Here is a 16960-nt window from a genome sequence, read left to right as displayed (position 1 = left end):
TCGCACAGTTCAACTGTAGGAGCGAAGCTTGCTCGCGAAGGCGCCCTCAAGTACGCCATCGCCGGCAAGCCTGGCTCCTACAGGGGATCGGGTTCGCACAGTTCAACTGTAGGAGCGAAGCTTGCTCACGAAGGCGCCCTCAAGTACGCCATCGCCGGCAAGCCTGGCTCCTACAGGGGATCGGGTTCGCACAGTTCAACTGTAGGAGCGAAGCTTGCTCGCGAAGGCGCCCTCAAGTACGCCATCGCCGGCAAGCCGGCTCCTACAAAAAAATCAGACTTCCGGAGTTCTTCCATGTCCCTCATCTACGGTCATCTGCTGTCCTGGAGTGCGCTGTTGCTGGTCATCGACGCCGTGCTCTGGCACGTAGCGCCGTTCAAGCATCGCGTCACGCGGGTCGGTGTGCGCCTCGCGTTGTTTGTGATGTTCAGCGCGCTCATCATCAACGCCGGCGTCAGCCCGTTGCAGGCGCCGCTGTTGGCAGACGACCGCGTGGCGCAACTGGGTGCGACGGCGCTGGGGATTCTCTGGTGGCTGTACGCCGCCCGTGTGCTCACCGAAGTTATCGGCCTGCTGCTGATGCGGCGCATCGGGCACAGCGGGCGGTTGCTGCAGGACGTCATCGGTGCGCTGGTGTTTCTGATCGCCATCGTCGCCGCAGCCGGGTACGTGCTGGAGTTGCCGGTGAAAGGTTTGCTGGCGACGTCCGGGGTGGTGGCAATCGTCGTCGGCCTGGCGTTGCAAAGCACCCTGAGCGATGTGTTTTCCGGGATCGTGCTCAACACCACCAAGCCGTATCAGGTGGATGACTGGATCGTGATCGACGGCGTCGAGGGCAAGGTGCTCGACATCGATTGGCGCGCCACTCACCTGCTGACCAGCGCCGGCAGTACGGCGGTGGTGCCGAACTCGGTGGCGGCCAAAGCGAAGATCGTCAACCTGAGCCGCCCCGGCAACATGCATGGTGTGTCGATCAGCATTCAAGTGCCCAACCACATCCGTCCGCGTCGGGTGCTGGATGCACTGGACCGCACGCTGCAAGGCAGCAGCAGTCTGCTGCTCAACCCGGCGCCGAAAGCCGTACTGAAAGAGGCCGGCGAAACCATGTCCGAATACGTGGCCAGCGGGTTTATCGCCGAACTCGGCAAGAAAAGCGAAGTGCGCAATCAACTGTTCGACCTCGCCCATCGGCACCTCGAAGCGGCGGGTATTTCCCGACAGCTCGACGGCGTGATCGAACCGACATCCCGCGCGCGGTCCTTGCTGGACGAGGTGAAAGTCTTCCGCTCCCTGAGCGAAGACGAACGCGATCGGATGGCCCATTCGATGGTCGCGCAGCAGTACGCGGCAGGTCAGGTGGTGCTGGAACTGGGTGAAGTGCCGGACAGCCTGATGGTCATCGCCACGGGCGTGGTCAGCGCGACAGTACCGGACGGCGTCGGGCAAACCGAAGCCGGGCGCATGGGGCCGAGCGAGGTGATGGGTGAACAGAGCATCCTCACCGATACACCGTCGCAGGCCACGTTCACCGCGTTGACCTCGTGCATCATCTACCGGATCGACAAATCCCTGACCCGCAGTTGCATGGAACAGCGGGTTGAGGTGGGTCGGGCGTTGAACAAGTTGCAGGCGGTACGGCAGCAGAACAGTCGGTTGGCGTTGCTGGCCAAACCGGTGCCGATCAAGAAAGGTGGATTCCTGAGTTGGCTGCAAAAACGCCAGGCATAAACCAAAACCTGTAGGAGCGAGCGGTGCGGCGATCCGACTTGCCCGCGAAGAACGATCACGCGGTCGACCAGATACACCGAGTCGCCTGGTTCGCGGGCAAGCCTCGCTCCTACAGGAACCGGCAAAAAAATACCCGCACGGAGGCAGGTATTTTTTTACAGCGGAGCTTATTTTGAAGTCAACACCGAGTAGCTGTTCATCAGGTTGCGGTAGTTGGGAATACGCGGCGACAGCAGGTTCGCCAGGCCTTCCATGTCGTTGCGCCAGTCGCCCTGCAGCTCGCACGCTACGGAGAACCAGTTCACCAATTGTGCACCGGCGGCGGCCATACGCGCCCACGCAGCTTGTTGCACGGTTTCGTTGAACGTACCCGAAGCGTCGGTCACCACAAACACTTCAAACCCTTCGGCCAGCGCCGACAGCGTCGGGAAGGTCACGCAAACGTCAGTCACCACACCGGCGATGATCAGTTGCTTGCGGCCGGTGGCTTTGACGGCCTTGACGAAATCTTCGTTGTCCCAGGCGTTGATCTGGCCTGGACGCGGGATGTACGGCGCGTCCGGGAACTGCTCTTTCAATTCCGGCACCATTGGGCCGTTCGGGCCGTTTTCGAAGCTGGTGGTGAGGATGGTCGGCAGTTTGAAGAACTTGGCCACGTCGCCCAGGGCCAGCACGTTGTTCTTGAATTCGTTCGGCGAGAAATCCTGAACCAGCGAAATCAGACCGGTCTGGTGATCGACCAACAGGACAACGGCATCGTCTTTGTTCAGGCGTTTGTACGGAACGTTGCTCATGTGAAACTCCTCGATGGATGGGTATTACGTCAGGCGCCGACACGCGGGTCGGCGCTTTTTTTGATCGTCAGAACGCGAAGCACGAGCAGCCGAAGGCGCCCCAGAAACCGGCAAAATCGCTGACCGGCGCGTTCGACAACCGCGCCTTTTCATGACTGTGGGAATGCACGCCGCACGGCCCGCTGCAATGGTGAACCTGCGCCTGCATCGGCGACGTCGGGCGCCAGTGACCCGGCACCTTGACCACCGGCGACCAGTCCGGCAGCACCGGCACACTGGCCGGGCCGAGTTTTTCGAAATCACCGGCGGCGTACACCACCTTGCCGCCGACCACAGTCAACACCGACTCGATCCACTTGATCGCTTCTTCGTCGACGCTGAAAAAGTCCGCGCTCAGGGCTGCGACGTCAGCCAGTTGGCCGACCTTGATCATGCCTTTCTTGCCCTGCTCGGAAGAGAACCAGGCGCTGCCGTGGGTGAACAGCTCCAGCGCGGTCTGCCGGGACAGCCCCTCGGCGTGCAGCTCCAGGCCACCGACGGTGCGACCGCTGACCATCCAGTACAGCGAAGTCCATGGGTTGTAGCTGGACACCCGCGTCGCATCGGTACCCGCGCCAACCGGCACACCTTCGGCCAGCATGCGCTTGATCGGCGGCGTCGCTTCGGCAGCCTTGGCGCCGTAACGCTCGACGAAATACTCGCCCTGAAACGCCATGCGATCCTGAATCGCGATACCACCGCCCAGCGCCCTCACCCGCTCGATGTTTTGCGGCGTGATGGTTTCGGCGTGGTCGAAAAACCATGGCAAACCATTGAACGGAATGTCGCGGTTAACCTTCTCGAACACGTCGAGCATGCGGCTGATGGATTCGTTGTACGTGGCGTGCAAACGGAACGGCCAGCGCTGCTCGACCAAGTGGCGGACCACCGGTTCCAGCTCGTCTTCCATGGTTTGCGGCAGGTCCGGACGCGGTTCGAGGAAGTCCTCGAAATCCGCCGCCGAGAACACCAGCATTTCCCCGGCGCCGTTGTGTCGCAGGAAGTCATCGCCCTGATGCAGGGTCACGCTGCTGGTCCAGTTCTTGAAGTCGGCCAGCTCTTCTTTCGGCTTCTGGGTGAACAGGTTGTAGGCGATGCGGATGGTCAGTTGCTGGTCCTTGGCCAACTGCTCGATCACCTGGTAATCGTCCGGATAATTCTGGAAACCGCCACCGGCATCGATGGCGCTGGTCAGGCCGAGACGGTTGAGTTCGCGCATGAATTGGCGGGTCGAGTTGACCTGATACTCCAGCGGCAACTTCGGCCCCTTGGCCAGGGTCGAGTACAAAATCATCGCGTTCGGGCGCGCCACCAGCATGCCGGTCGGCTCACCGTTGGCATCGCGCACGATTTCGCCACCCGGCGGGTTCGGCGTGTTGCGGGTGTAACCGGCTACGCGCAACGCGGCGCGGTTTAGCAGAGCGCGGTCATATAGATGCAGGACAAATACCGGCGTATCCGGTGCCGCCTGGTTGAGTTCCTCGAGGGTCGGCATGCGCTTTTCAGCGAACTGGAATTCGTTCCAGCCACCGACCACGCGCACCCACTGCGGCGTTGGCGTGCGGTCGGCCTGATCCTTGAGCATGCGCAGGGCGTCGGCCAGCGACGGCACACCTTCCCAGCGCAGTTCGAGGTTGTAGTTCAAACCGCCACGGATCAGGTGCAAGTGCGAGTCGTTGAGGCCGGGGATTACGCAGCGGCCCTTGAGGTCGATGACCTGGGTGCCGGAGCCGCGCAGGGCCATGGCTTCGGCGTCAGTGCCGACCGCGACGAAGCGGCCATCGCTGATGGCGACGGCACTGGCGCGTGGGTTTTCACGGTCAACGGTATGAAATTGGCCATTGAACAAAATCAGGTCGGCGTTCATCGCGTTTCCTTGGGCTGAGTGGAGGGGGACAGCCAAGGCGCGAACAAACGCGTCGCCATCGGCATGAACAGGTACACCACCGAAACGACGATGGTCAGCGTGATCAGGAACGTGGCGACCACGTAATTGGACAGGAACGCGTTAAGCCGCAACAGCGGGCCCCAGATCAGCGGCACCAGCAAGGTGTGCGGCAGAATCACCAACAACGTCACCACGGCCTGCTTCCAGCGCGGCGGCGGCGAACCGGTTTCAGCCTGTGGCGCGAACCAGAATTCTTTGACCGGGTTGACCTCGGTCTGGTCGCCATCGGCGAGCATCGGCGTGGCTTCGTTGACCAGTTCCAGCCGTTGCGGCGAATCGAGCCAGTGCCGCATCGCGTCGGTGGAGCAAAAGCGCAGCACGCAGGTGTACATGTCGAGGCCGGCGCTCTTGCCGCGCATCACATCCACCCCCAAGTGCCCTTCCTGCTGCCCGGCGATGCTGACGATGTTGCGCAACCAGGCTTCGTAGGGCACTTCAAAACCGGCTTTGACCCGGTGCTTGATGACCAGGGTCACGACTTCCTCGAAACGATTGGATTCAGGCATAACGCAAAGCTCCGGCGAATCGGACATTGAGCGCCAGCCGTCCCGGCCCGGCGATAAAAAGGCTGGTGAACAGAATCAACAGCAGCCAGCCGAACTGCCCTTCCTCGAGGCTCCATTGCGGGTGCACAACCAGCAGCGCGATCCACAACACAGACAAAACCGGCAGGCACGCCAGGCGCACCAACACCCCGGCAATGATCAGTAGCGGGCACAGCACCTCGGCAAAAATCGCCAGCATCAGCGTGACATTCGCGCCCAGATGGAAAGGGTCTTCGATGACTTGCAGTTGAGCGTTGTAGTTAAGCAGCTTGGGCAAACCGTGCACCCACAGCAGAAACAAACCACCGCTGACCCGCAAAAAAAACAGCCCGATATCCTGGGCCCGTTCATCCCATTGCGAAGCGTTCATGGACTACCTGCACAAATGAAAAACCATCGGCGTCAAAGCGCCGGGACCTCATTCGATAGTGCCGGTGTGGGGGCGGGGAAAATTGAATGTACGTGCTCTTTTTCACAGACATCGCACAGCCCCTGTAGGAGCCGGTTTGCCGGCGAAAGATTTCGGATAGTGCGGTGTTCTTGAGGCCGCCATCGCGAGCAGGCTCACTCCTACAAGGTCCCTGTCGTACGCCGATCAACTGTAGGAGCCGGCTTGCTGGCGAAAGATTTTGGAAGGTACGGTGTTCTTGAGGCCGTCATTGTCGGAACGCCGCCCGCAGCAAGCCGGCTCCTACAGAGGGTTGGGTACATTCGTGGGTGAAGGGTCGACTGTCAGGTCATCATCGCCAGCAAGCCGGCTCCTACAGGGGGCTGGGGACATTCGTGGGTGAAGGGTCGGTGGAAGCACGCCATCGCCAGCAAGCCGGCTCCTACAGGGGGTTGGGTACATTCGTGAGTGAAGGGTCGGCTGTCAGGCCGCCTTCGCGAGCAAGCATCGCTCCTACGAAGAGCCAAGCAACGCACCCGCTTTTCACCACTCATCAGGCCGAGCGTTAGCTCGCCTTCAGCTTTTGATTTTGATCTGCCCGCCCCTTCGGGAGGCCGAGTGGAGGTTCTGCGCAGTGGGCAGCCCGGCATGGATGCCGGGCTAGCCGCCCCCGGCCAGGGATGGCCGATGGCGGCGGGCCCACGGAGCAGGACCGGAGCGAGGGAACACCGAGCCTTAGCGAGGGGCCGGACGCCGGGGCAAGACTTTTTGGTTCCTTTTGTGGCGTTTGACAAAAGGGACTCGCCGTAAGGGCGAAACCACCAGCAGCCGTTACCACAAAAATGGATATGTACACCCGAAACAAAATGGTCGGCCCAAAGGCCGCCACGTTCAACCCGATACAGGCAAAGGCCTGGACATAAACTCACTGATCCGCGACCGCAACCACCGCTCCGCCGGATCATTGTCATGCACCCCACTCCAAGCCATCGAAAGCTGCGCAGCATCAATGGGAAACGGTGGATCCTCAGCCCGCAACGCACACCCCTCAACCAGCGCACACGCCGCATAATCCGGCACCGTCGCAATCATCTCCGTGCCGGCCAGCAACGCACGCAACCCACTGAACTGCGGAACACCCAACACCACCCGACGACTGCGGCCAACCTTGGCCAGATCCAGATCGATATTGCCGCTCAGGTCGCCAGAGAACGACACCATCGCATGGGGTCGCTCGCAGTATTCGTCGAGCGTCAGCAGCCCAGGTCGCTTGTCCCCACGCAGCACCTTGCAGGGGATGTCGCGCAATTTCTTGCACTTCGCATTCGCGGGCAAATCCGTGGTGTAACTCACCCCCACAGAGATCTCTCCCGAAGCCAGCAATGCCGGCATCAGCAAATAGTTCGCACGCCGCACCACCACAACAATCCCCAGTGCCTCTTCTTGCAGTTGCCGCAACAACGGCGGAAACAAACCGAATTCGGCGTCGTCCGACAAACCAATGCGGAACACATCGCAGCTGCTCGCCGGATCAAATTCCTTCGCCCGACTGACCGCCCCGGAAATCACATCCATCGCCGGCTGCAACTCCTTGAGAATCGCCAGCGCCCGCGTTGTCGGCTCCATGCCGCGGCCATTACGCAACAGCAACGGATCGTCAAACAGATCCCGTAACCGCCCCAGCGCCGCACTCACCGCCGGTTGGCCCATGAACAATTTCTCAGCCACCCGGGTCAGGTTCCTCTCGAACATCAAGGCCTCGAAAATCACCAACAGGTTCATGTCGACGCGGCGCAGATCGTTACGGTTCATTGGCACGGCTCCCTTGTGAATGCGTCGGACTTTACTCGATCAGCGGCACTTTCGCCGCACGTTTATAAGGACCGTATTCGACCGGTACCCATTGGAAATGCTTGCCCTCTGCGGCGATATGGCCAATGCCTGGAAACGGCAAATGCGCTGCCGTCACCCAGGTTTTACCGGCGGCTGCATCGCTGAACACCTTGGCGCGGCTTTTGATCGCTTGCTGACTGTTGACGTCAAAGCCGATCGAGACTTCCGGGTGCAAGAACTGCACCGCGAGGTTATGCACCAGATCCCCCATGAACAAAATGCTCTGCCCTTGAGAGGTGAAGCGGTACGTCGTGCTGCCCGGCGTGTGCCCGGCTTCCAGCGTGGCCTCAACTCCCGGCACAGGCGACTGGCCGGCGTCGAACGTCTTGAAACGTCCCGCCGCGACGTACGGTGCGGTGGAGTCCTGAGCTATTTTGAAATACGGCTTGGCGCCCTCGGGAGCTTTGGCCAGCGCCTGAGGATCAAGCCAGTAATCGGCTTCGGCCTTCGCGGCGTAGACCGTGGCGTTGGCAAAAACCGGTTTCTGCTGGCCATCGACCAATCCACACACATGGTCCAGGTGCAAGTGAGTCAACAGAATCGTGTCGACCTGCGAAGGCTCGTAGCCGGCGGCTTTCATGTTGTCCGAGAGCATGCCCGCCGTCGCACCGATGCATTGACCGGCGCCGGTATCCACCAGGATCAATTGCTTGCCGGTGTTGATCAGGAAGGCGTTGAACGCAGTCTGCACCCCCGGCGTTTCAATCGAGCGGCGGGCCAGCAGTGCGCGGATCTGGCTTTGGGTCAGGCCCTGGAGCAGTTTGGGCGACAGGTCGTTGTAGCCGTCGAACAGCGCCGTCACCTCAAAGTCGCCCACCGCCAGGCGGAAGTAGCCCGGCACCTGGGTGCCGACCTGTGCCGGTGCCTGAGCCGAGGAGATTCCTGACGCCAACGCCACCGCGAGGCCCAACGCGCCAACCAGAGAATGTTTCATGCCGTCACCCTTGATCAAGTCAGAAGAGCGGCCATGCACAGGCCCGCCACAAGACGTCGATCATGCCTCGCCCGGCACCGCAAAAATTGCAGCCATGTGCTGAGTCAGCGCTGTTGTTCACCACTGCGCATCGGCGAAATTAACAACGTTTAACTCGCCTGCCAGAGCCCCGCGACCAAGAATGAAGCTCACCGAAACGGACATTTGTCATGGCTCATTCTCAGCAAAACGTCGCTCGCGCGACTGCCACTGAAACGCGAAAGAAAACCACCGGCGGCCTGACCCCGTGGCGCGAAAGCCTGGTCAAGCAACTGATCCTCGAACGCCTCGGTGAAACCGTCGAAGTGACCGAACTGGCACGCGCCTGCGCCCTCTCTCGCAGTCATTTCTCCCGCGCATTCAAATGCAGCACCGGCCTCTCGCCGCAAGACTGGATTCGCCACCAACGCATCGCCCGTGCCAAGCAACTGATCCAGAACACCGACCTGAGCCTCACGCAAATCAGCCTCGAATGCGGTTTCTGCGATCAAGCGCACTTCTGCCACATCTTCACCCGCAGCGAAGGCATCAACCCATTCGCCTGGCGCTGCCGAGCCGTGCGCGCGCTTCCACGCGTCAACCTGTAGGAGCTTGGCTTGCTGGCGATGGCGATTTCATGGGCGCCATCGCCAGCAAGCCGGCTCCTACAAGGGATGGGGGTGTTCGGGGATTGAGGATCGACACAAAACCTGTAGGAGCCCGGCTTGCCGGCGATGGCGACTTTACGGACGCCATCGCCAGCAAGCCGGCTCCTACAGGGATTGTGGGGGTGTTCGGGGATTGAGGATCGACGCAAAACCTGTAGGAGCCCGGCTTGCCGGCGATGGCGATTTTACGGACGCCATCGCCAGCAAGCCGGCTCCTACAGGGATTGTGGGGTGTTCGGGGATTGAGGAATGGCGCAAAACCTGTAGGAGCCCGGCTTGCTGGCGATGGCGATTTCATAGGCGCCATCGCCAGCAAGCCTGCCGCCTTTTACCCTAACGGCACCAACCGCTCCAACGCCTCGGCCACGCCAAATCCGTACGCCGGATCGGCCTTGGTGCAGTTGTCGATATGACGCTGGCGGATTGCCTGCGGCACGCCGTTCATCGCACGTGCGGTGTTGTCGAACAGCAACTGCTTGCGCGCCGGATCGAGCAGTCGAAACAGGTTACCCGGCTGTTCGTAATGATCCTCTTCCAACCGATGATCATAATGCTGCGCAAAGCCTTCCAGCGGCAGCGGCGGCTCGGCCAGTTCCGGCGAGTCCTGCCATTCACCGACACTGTTCGGGAAGTAACTGGCGGTACCGCCGAGGTTGCCGTCGGTGCGCATGGCGCCGTCGCGGTGGTAGCTGTGCGCCGGGCAGCGCGGCGCGTTGACCGGGATGTGGTTGAAGTTCACGCCGAGGCGATAACGCTGGGCATCACCATAGGAAAACAGCCGCGCCTGGAGCATGCGGTCCGGCGAAAAGCTCACCCCCGGCACCACGTTGGCCGGCGAAAACGCTGCCTGTTCGATTTCGGCAAAGTGGTTTTCGGCGTTGCGATTGAGCTCCATGACGCCCACTTCAATCAGCGGGAATTCAGCGTGTGGCCAGACCTTGGTCAAGTCGAACGGGTTGTGCCGATAGTTCAGCGCCTGTTCTTCCTCCATCACCTGAATGCACAATTTCCAGCGCGGGAAGTTGCCCTGCTCGATGACTTCGTAAAGGTCGCGCAGATTGCTTTCGCGGTCCTTGCCGACCACCGCTTCGGCCTCGGAGTCCGAGAGGTTTTCGATGCCTTGCTGGCAGACAAAATGAAACTTCACCCACACCCGTTTGTTGTCGCGGTCGATCAGGCTGAAGGTGTGACTGCCGAAGCCGTGCATGTGACGGAAGCTGGTGGGAATCCCGCGATCGCTCATCACGATGGTCACCTGGTGCAGCGCCTCGGGCAGCAGGGTCCAGAAGTCCCAGTTGCTGGTGGCGTTGCGCAGGCCGGTGCGCGGGTCGCGTTTGACCACGTGGTTGAGGTCGGAGAAACGCAGCGGGTCGCGGAAGAAAAACACCGGCGTGTTGTTGCCGACAATGTCCCAATTGCCTTCGTCGGTGTAGAACTTCACCGCGAAGCCACGGATATCACGCTCGGCATCCGCCGCGCCGCGTTCACCGGCCACCGAGGAAAAACGCACGAACAGCGGCGTTTCCTTGCCCACCGAGCTGAAGATGCTGGCTTTTGTATAACGGGTGATGTCATGGGTGACGGTGAAGGTGCCGTAGGCGCCCGCACCCTTGGCGTGCATGCGCCGTTCCGGGATCAGTTCGCGGTCGAAGTGGGCGAGTTTTTCCAGCAACCAGATGTCTTGCAAGAGCGCCGGTCCACGGGGGCCGGCGGTCTGGATATTGAAGTTGTCGGCCACCGGTGCCCCGGTGGCGTTGGTCAGCTTTTTCATGGTCAGGTTCTCGAAGGATTCGGCTCATCAGGAGCGAGAACGGCGCGGATCTACGCCCGCGCCGTGGGCACATCACCCCTTGAGGAACGCCAGCAGATCAGCGTTGAGCTGATCCTTGTGGGTATCAGTCAGGCCATGGGGCGCGCCGGGGTAGACCTTCAGCGTAGACCCCTTGACCAGTTTTGCCGAAGCAATGCCGGCGGCCTCGATCGGCACCACCTGGTCCGCGTCGCCATGCACCACCAGCGTGGGGATGTCGAATTTCTTCAGGTCTTCGGTGAAGTCGGTTTCGGAAAACGCCTTGATGCAGTCATAAGCGTTCTTGTGGCCGGAGGTCATGCCTTGCATCCAGAACCAGTCGATCATGCCTTGCGACGGTTTGGCGTCCGGTTTGTTGAAGCCGAAGAACGGACCGCTGGCGAGGTCGATGTACAGCTGCGAACGGTCGACCAGGGACGCCTGACGAATACCGTCAAACACCTCGATCGGCAGGCCACCGGGGTTGGCTTCGGTCTTGAGCATCAGGGGCGGCACCGCTGAAATCAGCCCGGCCTTGGCCACGCGGCCAGTGCCGTGGCGACCGATGTAGCGCGCCACTTCACCACCGCCGGTGGAGAAACCGAACAGCACGGCGTCTTTCAGGTCGAGTCGTTCGATCAACTGCGCCAGGTCATCGGCGTAGGTGTCCATGTCGTTGCCGGTCCACGGCTGACTGGAACGGCCATGGCCGCGACGGTCGTGGGCGATCACCCGGTAGCCTTTGGAGGCGAGGAAGATCATCTGCGATTCCCAGCTGTCGGCGTTCAGCGGCCAACCGTGGCTGAAGACGATGGGCTGGCCGGTGCCCCAATCCTTGTAATAAATCTCGGTGCCGTCTCGGGTGGTGAACGTGCTCATGCGATGTTTCCTCAGGAGGGTTGGGGGTGATTCAAACCGGTGAGTGGCTCAGGCGTTCCGCCAGCCGCGCCACGCGTTCGCCCAGGTGCGCGGCGGTGCAGCGATCTTCCGGGGGCGGTGCGAATTCGGGGGACTGTTCGACATTCGACTGCGCCATGGCGCCCAGCGAACTGCCGAGGCGATTGAGCTGCCCGTCGAACACGCCGGTGCCGGAGCGTGCCGGCAGCAGGTCGAGGCCAACCCAGATCATCGAATGCTGCGCGGCGAACACCGCCATCTGCAGCAAGGTGTTGAGTTTGTCGCCACACAGGCAGCCGGAATTGGTGAAGCCCGCCGCGAGTTTGTCGCGCCAGGGTTGGGTCAGGTAGAACGCCGCCGTGGCTTCCATGAACCCCTTGAAGCGTGCCGAGGCGCTGCCCATGTAGGTCGGCGCACCGAAGATGATCGCGTCGGCGTTGTGCAAACGGTCCCAGTGCTGGTCCACGTCCTCGACCGAAATCAGCTGGCAGGTACTGCCCAGGTGCCGCTCTACACCTTGGGCCACGGCTTCGGCCATGACCCGTGTGTGCCCGTAGCCACTGTGATAGACCACCACCACGTTGCTCATTCCGGCGTCCTCATGACAAATAAATCCCTTTTCACAACACGGCCCCCCCTGTAGGAGCCGGCTTGCTGGCGATTGCGATGTCCCCATCGCCGACAACTTCGGCTGAAATACCGCAATCGCCAGCAAGCCGGCTCCTACAGTTTGAGCAGTTGCGGTGCTGGAGTTTTGGGCGTAGACCGGACGCAGGACGAGTTAAACGTTGTTAATTTTCCCTGGCGCGCCAAAAGCCCCGGCGCCTTCTACACAAGCGCCGCGCCCAGTAAAAACGCAAAGAACAGGGAGGATCGTAAACCGGCAGTCCAAGTGAACACCCGGCAGTCAGTTGGCCAGAGCATTGCGCGAATGAACAAACCTGACGAATATGCTCGGTAACCGCGTACCAGACGGCTGCAAGCAGGAGTGACCCGTTGACCCTTTCCCCCGAACAGGCCATCCATTTCGGCCCTTACCGGATCTATCCCGGACAACGCCTGGTGATGGAGGCCGACCAGCCCCTGCGCCTGGGTCGGCGTGCCATGGACATTCTGTTGATCCTTCTGGAACACGCCGGAAATGTGGTCAGCAAACAGGAACTGATCGCCGGGGTCTGGCCCAAAAGCGTTGTCGAAGACATCAACCTGCGGGTGCACATGGCGGCGTTGCGCAAAGCCCTCGGCGACGGCCAGAACGGCCAGCGTTACATCGTCACCGTGGCCCAGCGCGGCTACAGCTTTGTCGCGCCGTTCTCTTTGGAGCACATCGAGCAACATCCGGCGAATGAAGCCCCCGCACCGAACGGCCACAACCTGCCCGTGCGGCGCACGCGCATGATCGGTCGCCAGTCCCTCGTCGACAGCCTGGTGGTCCAGTTGTCACGCCAGCGCTTCATTACGTTGGTCGGCCCCGGCGGCATCGGCAAAACCACCGTGGCCCTGCGCGTTGCCGAGCAATTGATCGGGCGCTACCGCGATGGCATTCGTCTGCTGGACCTGGCACCGATCAACGATCCATCGATGATCAGCGCGCATCTGGCGACGCTGCTCGAACTGTCGTTGCATGACACCGACCCGATGAGCGGCCTCCCCGCATTTTTGCGCGACCGGCAGATGCTGCTGGTGATCGACAACTGCGAACACCTGCTCGACGCCATCGCAGTGTTGAGCGAAAGCATCCTGCGCGCCGCGCCCGACGTGCACATCCTGACCACCAGCCGCGAGAGCCTGCGGGCCGAAGGCGAGTTCGTTCAGCGTCTTGAGTCACTGGACTGCCCACCGCCCATTGCCGTGCTCGACCGCGCGCAGGCCCTGAGCTTTTCGGCCTTGCAGTTGTTTGTCGAACGGGCGATGGCCAGCCACGACAGTTTCGAACTGCGCGATGACGAGCTGCCGCTGGCGATTGAAATCTGCCGGCGCCTGGACGGTATTCCCCTGGCGATTGAACTGGCGGCGGCGCAAGTCGGCGGCCTCGGCGTGGGCGGCTTGCTCACGCAACTGCAAGGCAGTTTTCGCCTGCTCACCCAAGGCTGCCAGACCACCTTGGGTCGCCATCAAACCTTGCGCGCCACGCTGGACTGGAGCTTCGAACTGCTGAGTGCCTGTGAGCAAACCTGCCTGCGCCGACTGAGCGTGTTCAGAGGCGGCTTCACCCTGGAGTCGGCAGCAGCAGTGATCGTCGGCGAACATATCGAACCCTGTGAGGTGTTTGGCTCGATCACACAACTGGTGGCCAAGTCGCTGCTGAACGTCGAGGTCGGCGACGAAGAAGTGTTCTACCGCCTGCTCGACACTACGCGCAGCTACGCCCTGGAAAAACTCGACCAGGCCGCCGACCTGCCGGGCACCCGCGAACGCCACGCCGAGCGTTGCCTGGCCTTGATGCATCAGGCCCAGCAGGACTGGGAGCTGATCGCGACGGCGACGTGGATCGAGCGTTATGCACGCAGTCTGGAAGATATTCGCGCAGCCCTCGATTGGGGCTTGGACGCACAAGGGCCGCAGACGTTGGCGATCCGCCTGACCGCGACATCGACGCCGCTCTGGCAGGAAATGTCGCTGCTCAAGGAGCACGGCGTGTATGTGCGCAAGGCGCTGGCCCTGCTGGATGCCGCGCCCGAGCCCTGCCCCCGGCTGAAAATGGCCCTCAAACTGGCCCTCGGCAGCGCCTGCTACCACACCCATGGCGGCACGGCGGAAACCGTCGAGGCCTTCGTCAGCGCCAGAACGCTGGCCAGGCACTGCAACGACGTGGCCGGTCAGTTACGTGCGGTGTCCGGGCACATGGCGGTCAACCTCTGCTGTGCCAACTATCAAATGGCTCTGGAGCAGAGCCAGCAGTTCGACCGGTTGGGGCTGCACGGCGACGAAGTGTTGTCCCTCAGCACCCACCGTTTGCGGGTGCTGGCGCTGCACTTTGCCGGGAATCAGGAGCAGGCGCGGGTGAATGCCGAAGAGGTGCTTCAGCGCATGGCCCAGAGCGGCCACCTCAACCGCTTCACCCACGGTTTTGGCGTGCAGTACGACCAGAGCGTCGCGGCCCTGACCATTCTGGCGCGCATCCTCTGGCTGCAAGGCAGGCCGGAACAGGCGTGGCGCACCGCCCGGCAAGCGCTGGACATCGCGATGCAGATCAACCACGGCACGTCCATCTGCTACACCCTGGCGCTGGCCGGTTGCCTGATCGCCCACTACAACGGCGACGCCCGCACCGCGCGCGAACTCTTGCGACTGCTGCTGGAACAGGCGCAAAAACACTCGGTGCTGCTGTTCTACACCTGGGCCATGCACTACGCACAGGTGATCGACCACACCGAGCTGCGCTCCTCCCTTCTGCCGGGCGAGGGGTTGATCAAGGACATCATGGTGACGCTGGACACCGGTTTCGTCGATGACGACTTGTCACAACGGGCGGATACCGGCATGGCGGGCTGGAACACGGCGGAGATCCTGCGAGCCAGGGCTGAGGCGCTTCTGGCGCAAGAGTGCCCGTTGAACACCGACGCGGCCGAGGCCTTGCTGATCAGGGCCTTGAACGTCGCCAACCATCAGGGCGCCCTGGCCTGGGAACTGCGCAGCGCTACCTCGCTGGCACAGCTTTGGCAGCGTCAGGGCCGGCACCGGCAAGCCCATACGCTGCTGGCACCGATCTACAACCGGTTCACCGAAGGTTTTGCCACACCGGACCTGACGAAAGTCCGCCGTTTACTCGACGAGTTGCAGCGCCACGTGCCCGCTTGATACCCACCGCGCTCGGCTGATGTAGCGGGCGTAACGCATTTCAACGGTGCGCAATTCACCGCTGCCCTCGAGTTTCTCCAGGGCGTAGGTGCGGGTGGTGTTGAGGAAACGGTAGCGGGCCAGTCCGCCGCCCTGCTCCAGCGATAGCAACGATTTGAGCGCCAGACTTTCCACCCCTTCAATCAAGCGGGCAGGCAGCAATGCCGCGCAACTGATCACGCCAATGGCGGCATCCAGCGTAAAGGCCATCTTGAACACCGACAGGCGCTGCAACACGGTTTGCTCCAGCGGGCTCAGTTGCTCATAGCTCCAGTCCAGCGCCGCTTTCAAGGTTTGATGCCGGGGCACGGCGGTGCGCCGGCCCTGGGTCAGCAGCTGAAAACAATTGTCCAGTTGAGCTTGCAGGCCCACCAGCGCCAACGCATCAATCTGCGCCGCCGCCAGTTCGATGGCCAGGGGCAGACCATCGAGCCGGCGACAGATTTCGCGCACGACCTTGAGGTCTTGTTCGCGCAGCACAAAGCCTTGCTGACGAGCACGGGCACGGCTGACGAACAGTTGCACCGCCGAATAGCCCATCGCTTCGGCCACACTGTGCAACGCCGAAGCCGGAGGCACCGCCAGTGGCGGCAAACGCTGGACCGTTTCCCCCTGCGCCTGGAGCGGCTCGCGACTGGTCACCAGGATCGACAGGCGTGGCGCCGCCATCAGCAGGTCCTCGACCAGTGTCCGGCAGCGTTCGAGCAGGTGCTCGCAATTATCGAGCACCAGTAACGCATGACGTTGCGCCCATGTTTCCAGGGTGGTTCCGACGTCCAGTTCAAGCGCACGGGTCAAATGATCGACCACCTGCGCAGGGTCATCGATCACCGCCAGATCCACCAGCCAGACCCCATCCTGGTAATGCTGCAAGAGCAGTTCGGCCACGCGCAACGCCACGGTGGTCTTGCCGATGCCGCCGGGACCGGTCAGGGTCATGAGGCGCCGAACCGGTAACTGGCGGACCAGACTGCCGACCAGCGAATCGCGCCCGATCACCGGCGACAGTCGCGCGGGCAGGTTGTGTTGAGGTTTCTGAACGGTTTCGATCGAGGCCAGCGTACTCGCCGGCACCCGCTGCACGGCTGCGATAAAGCTATAACCGCGCTGGGGAATGTTGACGATGTAGCGCTGCCCGTCCTGCCCGTCGCCCAATGCGCGACGCAGCGCGGCGATGTGCACGCGCAGGTTGATCTCCTCGACCACCGAAGTCGGCCAGACGAGTGCGATGAGTTCGTCCTTGCTGACCACGTTGCCCGCACGCTGGACCAGCACCTGCAAGATATCCAGGGCCCGCCCGCCCATGCGCAGCGGCCGGTCCCCGTCGAGGATCAGCCGTTGCCGCAGGTGAAACGCATAAGGGCCGAATCGCAGCACCGCTTCGTTGTTCAAATCACTGACGCTGTTCATGCAGGTCCACGTGCGCAAACCCTGAGCGGCTAAACGGATTGTCATTTCCATTGCGCGCCAGGCTCGCGC

At 61.9% G+C, this 16960-nt stretch carries 13 protein-coding genes; 3 read left to right on the top strand and 10 right to left on the bottom strand.

Annotation, left to right across the window (positions count from 1 at the left end; translation table 11 throughout):
* Nucleotides 1–294 precede the first annotated feature (294 nt).
* Complete coding sequence (locus IB245_RS03570) at nucleotides 295–1728, top strand: mechanosensitive ion channel family protein (RefSeq protein WP_192226562.1); 1434 nt, start codon at nucleotides 295–297, stop codon at nucleotides 1726–1728.
* A 167-nt stretch (nucleotides 1729–1895) separates the two neighbouring features.
* On the opposite strand, the gene ycaC is transcribed toward IB245_RS03570, so the two are convergent.
* The 6 genes from ycaC to IB245_RS03540 form a co-directional block, all read right to left on the bottom strand.
* Nucleotides 1896–2522 (bottom strand): isochorismate family cysteine hydrolase YcaC, encoded by a 627-nt coding sequence (ycaC, locus tag IB245_RS03565; RefSeq protein WP_008032694.1) that lies wholly within the window; start codon nucleotides 2520–2522, stop codon nucleotides 1896–1898.
* A 67-nt stretch (nucleotides 2523–2589) separates the two neighbouring features.
* A complete protein-coding gene (locus tag IB245_RS03560; RefSeq protein WP_008043255.1) occupies nucleotides 2590–4428 on the bottom strand; it encodes an amidohydrolase in 1839 nt (612 codons plus the stop codon).
* On the bottom strand, nucleotides 4425–5015 hold the full coding sequence (locus IB245_RS03555; protein ID WP_192226560.1) for an antibiotic biosynthesis monooxygenase: 591 nt from the start codon (nucleotides 5013–5015) through the stop codon (nucleotides 4425–4427). Before IB245_RS03555 ends, IB245_RS03560 begins: the two co-directional genes overlap by 4 nt.
* Complete coding sequence (locus IB245_RS03550; protein ID WP_008043253.1) at nucleotides 5008–5424, bottom strand: DoxX family protein; 417 nt, start codon at nucleotides 5422–5424, stop codon at nucleotides 5008–5010. Before IB245_RS03550 ends, IB245_RS03555 begins: the two co-directional genes overlap by 8 nt.
* Nucleotides 5425–6333: 909 nt before the next feature.
* On the bottom strand, nucleotides 6334–7254 hold the full coding sequence (locus IB245_RS03545) for a LysR substrate-binding domain-containing protein (protein WP_192226557.1): 921 nt from the start codon (nucleotides 7252–7254) through the stop codon (nucleotides 6334–6336).
* A gap of 31 nt (nucleotides 7255–7285) precedes the next feature.
* Nucleotides 7286–8269 (bottom strand): MBL fold metallo-hydrolase, encoded by a 984-nt coding sequence (locus IB245_RS03540; RefSeq protein WP_008041153.1) that lies wholly within the window; start codon nucleotides 8267–8269, stop codon nucleotides 7286–7288.
* Between the two features lie 209 nt (nucleotides 8270–8478).
* Here IB245_RS03540 and IB245_RS03535 point away from each other — a divergent pair, with 209 nt between their 5' ends.
* On the top strand, nucleotides 8479–8895 hold the full coding sequence (locus IB245_RS03535; protein WP_008041154.1) for a helix-turn-helix domain-containing protein: 417 nt from the start codon (nucleotides 8479–8481) through the stop codon (nucleotides 8893–8895).
* 388 nt (nucleotides 8896–9283) lie between these two features.
* On the opposite strand, the gene IB245_RS03530 is transcribed toward IB245_RS03535, so the two are convergent.
* From IB245_RS03530 to IB245_RS03520, 3 genes are all read right to left on the bottom strand, one after another.
* A complete protein-coding gene (locus tag IB245_RS03530; protein ID WP_192226555.1) occupies nucleotides 9284–10726 on the bottom strand; it encodes a catalase in 1443 nt (480 codons plus the stop codon).
* Between the two features lie 72 nt (nucleotides 10727–10798).
* Nucleotides 10799–11623 (bottom strand): alpha/beta fold hydrolase, encoded by an 825-nt coding sequence (locus IB245_RS03525; RefSeq protein ID WP_008032867.1) that lies wholly within the window; start codon nucleotides 11621–11623, stop codon nucleotides 10799–10801.
* Between the two features lie 31 nt (nucleotides 11624–11654).
* Entirely contained in the window at nucleotides 11655–12230 is a 576-nt protein-coding gene (locus IB245_RS03520; RefSeq protein ID WP_008032866.1) for a flavodoxin family protein, read from the bottom strand.
* 407 nt (nucleotides 12231–12637) lie between these two features.
* Here IB245_RS03520 and IB245_RS03515 point away from each other — a divergent pair, with 407 nt between their 5' ends.
* Entirely contained in the window at nucleotides 12638–15442 is a 2805-nt protein-coding gene (locus IB245_RS03515; protein WP_192226553.1) for an ATP-binding protein, read from the top strand.
* Here IB245_RS03515 and IB245_RS03510 read toward each other — a convergent pair.
* Nucleotides 15407–16891 (bottom strand): ATP-binding protein, encoded by a 1485-nt coding sequence (locus IB245_RS03510; RefSeq protein ID WP_192226593.1) that lies wholly within the window; start codon nucleotides 16889–16891, stop codon nucleotides 15407–15409. The genes IB245_RS03515 and IB245_RS03510 overlap by 36 nt on opposite strands.
* Nucleotides 16892–16960 lie beyond the last annotated feature (69 nt).

Origin of the sequence: Pseudomonas sp. PDM02, from assembly GCF_014852285.1 — a bacterium.
GTDB lineage: Bacteria > Pseudomonadota > Gammaproteobacteria > Pseudomonadales > Pseudomonadaceae > Aquipseudomonas > Aquipseudomonas migulae.
This window is presented reverse-complemented; position numbering and strand designations above follow the sequence as displayed.

Excerpts from the sequence above, each read along its gene's own strand:
- IB245_RS03570 (WP_192226562.1), top strand. The coding sequence starts at position 295 with ATGTCCCTCATCTACGGTCATCTGCTGTCCTGGAGTGCGCTGTTGCTG.
- ycaC (WP_008032694.1), bottom strand. The coding sequence starts at position 2,522 with ATGAGCAACGTTCCGTACAAACGCCTGAACAAAGACGATGCCGTTGTC.
- IB245_RS03560 (WP_008043255.1), bottom strand. The coding sequence starts at position 4,428 with ATGAACGCCGACCTGATTTTGTTCAATGGCCAATTTCATACCGTTGAC.
- IB245_RS03555 (WP_192226560.1), bottom strand. The coding sequence starts at position 5,015 with ATGCCTGAATCCAATCGTTTCGAGGAAGTCGTGACCCTGGTCATCAAG.
- IB245_RS03550 (WP_008043253.1), bottom strand. The coding sequence starts at position 5,424 with ATGAACGCTTCGCAATGGGATGAACGGGCCCAGGATATCGGGCTGTTT.
- IB245_RS03545 (WP_192226557.1), bottom strand. The coding sequence starts at position 7,254 with ATGAACCGTAACGATCTGCGCCGCGTCGACATGAACCTGTTGGTGATT.
- IB245_RS03540 (WP_008041153.1), bottom strand. The coding sequence starts at position 8,269 with ATGAAACATTCTCTGGTTGGCGCGTTGGGCCTCGCGGTGGCGTTGGCG.
- IB245_RS03535 (WP_008041154.1), top strand. The coding sequence starts at position 8,479 with ATGGCTCATTCTCAGCAAAACGTCGCTCGCGCGACTGCCACTGAAACG.
- IB245_RS03530 (WP_192226555.1), bottom strand. The coding sequence starts at position 10,726 with ATGAAAAAGCTGACCAACGCCACCGGGGCACCGGTGGCCGACAACTTC.
- IB245_RS03525 (WP_008032867.1), bottom strand. The coding sequence starts at position 11,623 with ATGAGCACGTTCACCACCCGAGACGGCACCGAGATTTATTACAAGGAT.
- IB245_RS03520 (WP_008032866.1), bottom strand. The coding sequence starts at position 12,230 with ATGAGCAACGTGGTGGTGGTCTATCACAGTGGCTACGGGCACACACGG.
- IB245_RS03510 (WP_192226593.1), bottom strand. The coding sequence starts at position 16,891 with ATGAACAGCGTCAGTGATTTGAACAACGAAGCGGTGCTGCGATTCGGC.